Origin of the sequence: uncultured Campylobacter sp. (assembly GCF_937997595.1) — a bacterium.
GTDB lineage: Bacteria > Campylobacterota > Campylobacteria > Campylobacterales > Campylobacteraceae > Campylobacter_B.
This window is the reverse complement of sequence record NZ_CALKTS010000013.1, coordinates 1-4,148: the sequence shown is the minus strand read 5'-3', so window position 1 is coordinate 4,148 and position 4,148 is coordinate 1. Positions and strand designations below refer to the sequence as shown.

Sequence of the window (4,148 nt, the reverse complement as noted above, 5' to 3'; positions counted from 1 at the left end):
CGATCTGTTTGATCTCGAGCACGGAAGCGCCACCCAAGCGTAGCGCGAGCACCTCCGCCTCGCTGCAGGCACGGGCAATAGCTATTTCGCGTAGCACCTTGCCGCGCCAGGCTTTGGCGTAGTGGCTCAGCACCTTGCCGCCTTTGATGAAACTAAAACTCAAATATTCGCGCTTCATCTCATAAAATTTTTCGTAAAATCCCGCGCGCAGATCCACGACGTACTCATCTGCCAGATAGCGATCCAGCGCGGCGGAGAAGCTGTCGCGATAAAATTTCGCCGCGTCTATGCCGTCTAATTTTTCGCCCTGCTTGAGCTTGTAGTTCGGCAGCGCGTCGCCGCCCAGCACGGGCCCGAAAAGGTTTGAAAAAATTATCGTATTTCGCTCCGCAAACTCCTGTGCCGCAGCACTTAGCGACGCGTAGCCTAAAGTGCGATACGCGGTGCCCGTGTAGCGCAAAAGCGCCTTCGCGCAGCCTTTTTCAAAGATATTTTCGCGCAGGGCCGCATCCCATTTTTTCAGCCCGAAAAGCTTGCAAAGCTCCGCCTCGTTTGCTTTATCCACAAAATCCGCGTAAGCGCGCAGCATCTGCAGGCGCTTTTCGTAAAGATCTGCAAAGATGAAATTTCGCTCGCAAATGCGCGTGTCGCCGCCCAGCTCGCTTTTCATCTCGCTTGGGGAAAATAAAATTTTCATACGCTCTCCTTAAAATTTCGCTCATTTTACTAAAATTTTGCTTGTATTCAAGCCCGCTTAAGCTCGCACCGCCCGCTCAAATTTAAGCTAAGCAGCGTATAATGGCGCTAAAAATTCCAAGGACGAAAATGCTTTTAGAAGAGCCGCTGTTTTACTACCGCGAAATTTTAAAGACGCATCCGCAAAGCTACCTCGCAGAGGACGACAGGCAGGTCATAATCGGCATAGATTGCGATTATTTCGATGGATTTAAGATGAGTTTTGAGGCTTTGAGGCTTAAATTTGATGAGGTAAAAAGCGCAAAAGAAGGCGCAAGCGAGTTTAAAAACGCAAACTTTGCCGGGCTTTTCGGCGTTTTGGGCTACGACATCGTGCGCGCGTTTGAAAATATCGGCGCGCCGAAGCAGGCGCTGTATGACTTCCCGCCGTTTTTTTATGCCGATGCCGCAAACTACCTGCACTACGATAAAATCAGCAAAATTTACGATTTTTACGGCAAAGATGCCCAAATTTACGAAAGCCTGCGCGGGCTTAGCCCGCAGGCTTCGCAGCAAAGCTCCGCCGAAGCGGAAGGTGCGCCGCAGAGTGCCGCAAGAACGGATGCTGCGATAAAAAGAGGCTCAAAATCGCAAAGCGCAGCGAAACCCGCGCCGCAGAAAAAAGAGCTTAAATTTAAAATTTTAACCGATCTGGGTGCAGAGGAGTCGCATTTTAGCGCGATGGTCGAGGCCGCAAAAGAAAAGATAAAAAGCGGCGACGTGTTTCAGGTCGTGCTGGGCGAAATTTTAGAAGTCGGCACGAATCTGGGCAGCCTGGAGTTTTACGAGCGACTCAAAAAGAACAATCCAAGTCCATATATGTTTCACTTCCCGACGCCGTACGGCTGCGTCGCGGGCTCCAGCCCCGAGCTGATCATGGAGATCAAAAAGGACGAAATTTTCGTAGCTCCCATTGCGGGCACCCGCAGCAGAGGCACGAATGCCGAGGCCGACGCGGCGCTCGAGCGTGAGCTTTTAAGCGACGAAAAGGAGCTTGCGGAGCATCGGATGCTCATTGATCTAGCTCGCAACGACATCGGCAAATTCGCCGCACCCGCCTCGGTGCGGGTGCAAAACGCGATGCGCGTCGTGCGCTACGAAAGCGTGATGCACATCGTAAGCGAGGTCTACGGCAGCAAGCCGCGCGGGGTAAGCGCGTTTGAGGTGCTTAGCACGATCTTTCCTGCGGGCACGCTAAGCGGCAGCCCGAAGATCCGCGCGATGCAGATCATAAACGAGCTGGAGCGCTACGAGCGCGGCATATACGGCGGCGGAATCGGATTTTGGCGCTTTAGCGGCGACGTTATGCAGGCGATCTTGATACGCTCGGCAATCTTCGTAAATCGCGACGCGCAAAATTCCTGCTCGGACGAGAACTCTAAGCGAAATTCCAACTTAAATTTAAACTCTGCTTGCGGCGAGGGGAAGTCCGAGATGGCGGAGCTTTGCGATTTCGCAGTGCAAAAGGGCGGCGGCGAGGCGCAAAATTTACCGGCTCGCGCAGGCGGGTGCGAGGCGACATTAAATTTAAAAGCTCGCGCAGGCGGCGGGGCGTTAAATTTAGAGAGCAAGCCGAGCTTTAGCCGCGCGATGCGGTTTGAGGCCGCTAAATTTAGCGCGGAGAATTTCGGCTGCGAAGGGCTAAACAATCTCGTATTTATTGGAGCGGGCGCAGGTATCGTTTACGACAGCTCGCCAAAGAGCGAATACGCGGAGATCTGCAAAAAGCGCAAAAGCCCGCTCAAGGCGATCGAGGAGCTATGCGAGGAAGTTTAGACGCTTTAAATTTAGCTAGCCAGACGCGCCGCTTTTCGACGCGAGTTTGATTCGGCTAAATTTAAAGCGTGTTTGCTGCGAGAGCGTTAAAATTTACGGCTAGCTTCATTCGGCGCCGCAAAGCGGTTAAATTTAAACTATTTAGAATTTTAAAGAGGCGCAAACGCCCTAAAAAAGGATAAAATTTTGATTTTAATGATAGATAATTACGACAGCTTCGTTTTTAATATTTATCAATACATTTTGGAGCTAAGCGACGAGGAGGTGCGCTACTTCCGCAACGATGAGATAACGCTGCAGCAGGTGCGCGAGCTTGCCCCGTCGCACATAATCCTAAGCCCCGGGCCAAATCACCCAAAAGATAGCGGCGTTTGCCTGGATATTTTGCGCGCGGATTTGGACGTGCCGATTTTGGGCGTGTGCCTTGGGCATCAGGCGATCGGATATGCGGCAGGCGCGGAGATAAAGCAGCTGGAGGTGCCGCTACACGGCAAGAGCTCGTCGATCGAAATTTTCAATGACGGCGTGCTTTTTAGCGGGCTGCCGCATAAATTTGAAGTGATGCGCTACCACTCGCTTTATGTGGACGAAGCTACGCTGCCGCGCGAGTTTGAAATTTTAGCAAAGAGCGAAAATGACGGCGTTATAATGGCGATGAAGCACCGAAGTAAGCCGGTTTTCGGCATACAATTTCATCCCGAGAGCTTTTTTACCCAATACGGCAAAAAGATCATCGAAAATTTCATCAATTACGGCAAAAAGATAATTTTAAAGGAGAAACTCGTGGTAAATTTCGCCCCGTTTATGTTGAAGCTACAAAAGGGCTTCCCTCTAGATAGCGACGATTATGCGGTCATTTGCAAGGCGCTTTACGAGCAGGATTACGACATCGTGCAGCTTGCGGGGCTGCTCGTGCTGATCAGCGAAAAATCGCTCTACCCAAGCAGCCTTACGGCGCTCGTGCGCAGTATATTAAAATACTCGATCACCTACGACGATCCGAGCCCGATGTTTGACATCGTAGGTACGGGCGGCGATAGGCTAAAGACGATCAATATCTCCACGACCGTGGCGTTTATCGCGGCAAGCTTCGGCGTGCGCGTCGCCAAGCACGGCAACCGCGCGATCACCAGCAGATCGGGCAGCTCCGATGCGCTCGATGCTTTGGGCGTGCCGCTACTTAGCGATCTGGCGCAGATTAGAGCGCTGCTAGATCGCACCGGGCTGGCGTTTTTTCACGCGCCGTTTTTTCACAAAATCACTGCCGAGGTCAAAGAGGTTCGCAACCGCCTAAAAATCGGCACCGTCTTTAATATAATGGGGCCGCTGCTAAACCCGAATTTAAGCCTAAGCAATCAGATCGTGGGCAATTATCTAGAGGAAGTAAACGGGCTCATCGCCGAAACGCTGATGATTTTGGGGCGCAAGCACGCTCTGGTGGTGCACGGCATGGACGGCATGGACGAGATCAGTCTGTGCGACGAAACGCTAATCCACGAGGTCAAGGATGGCAAAATTTTAGAATACCGCGTAAATCCCGAGCAGTTCGGCTTTAAACGCGCATTTCACGGCGATATAGAAGGCGGCGACGGCGAGGCTAATGCCGAGATTTTAAAGCAAATTTTAAAAGGCGAGCT

General features: G+C 51.8%; 3 protein-coding genes. 2 read left to right on the top strand and 1 reads right to left on the bottom strand.

The window, feature by feature from the left end; genetic code table 11:
• Positions 1–697: peroxide stress protein YaaA (yaaA, locus tag Q0614_RS00595; RefSeq protein WP_298785776.1), on the bottom strand; the 697-nt coding region annotated here is incomplete at its 3' end.
• Between the two features lie 128 nt (positions 698–825).
• Here yaaA and Q0614_RS00590 point away from each other — a divergent pair.
• Entirely contained in the window at positions 826–2,511 is a 1,686-nt protein-coding gene (locus tag Q0614_RS00590) for an anthranilate synthase component I family protein (RefSeq protein WP_298785774.1), read from the top strand.
• Positions 2,512–2,697: 186 nt separating this feature from the next.
• On the top strand, positions 2,698–4,148 hold a 1,451-nt coding region (gene trpD, locus Q0614_RS00585), incomplete at its 3' end, for an anthranilate phosphoribosyltransferase (protein ID WP_298785772.1).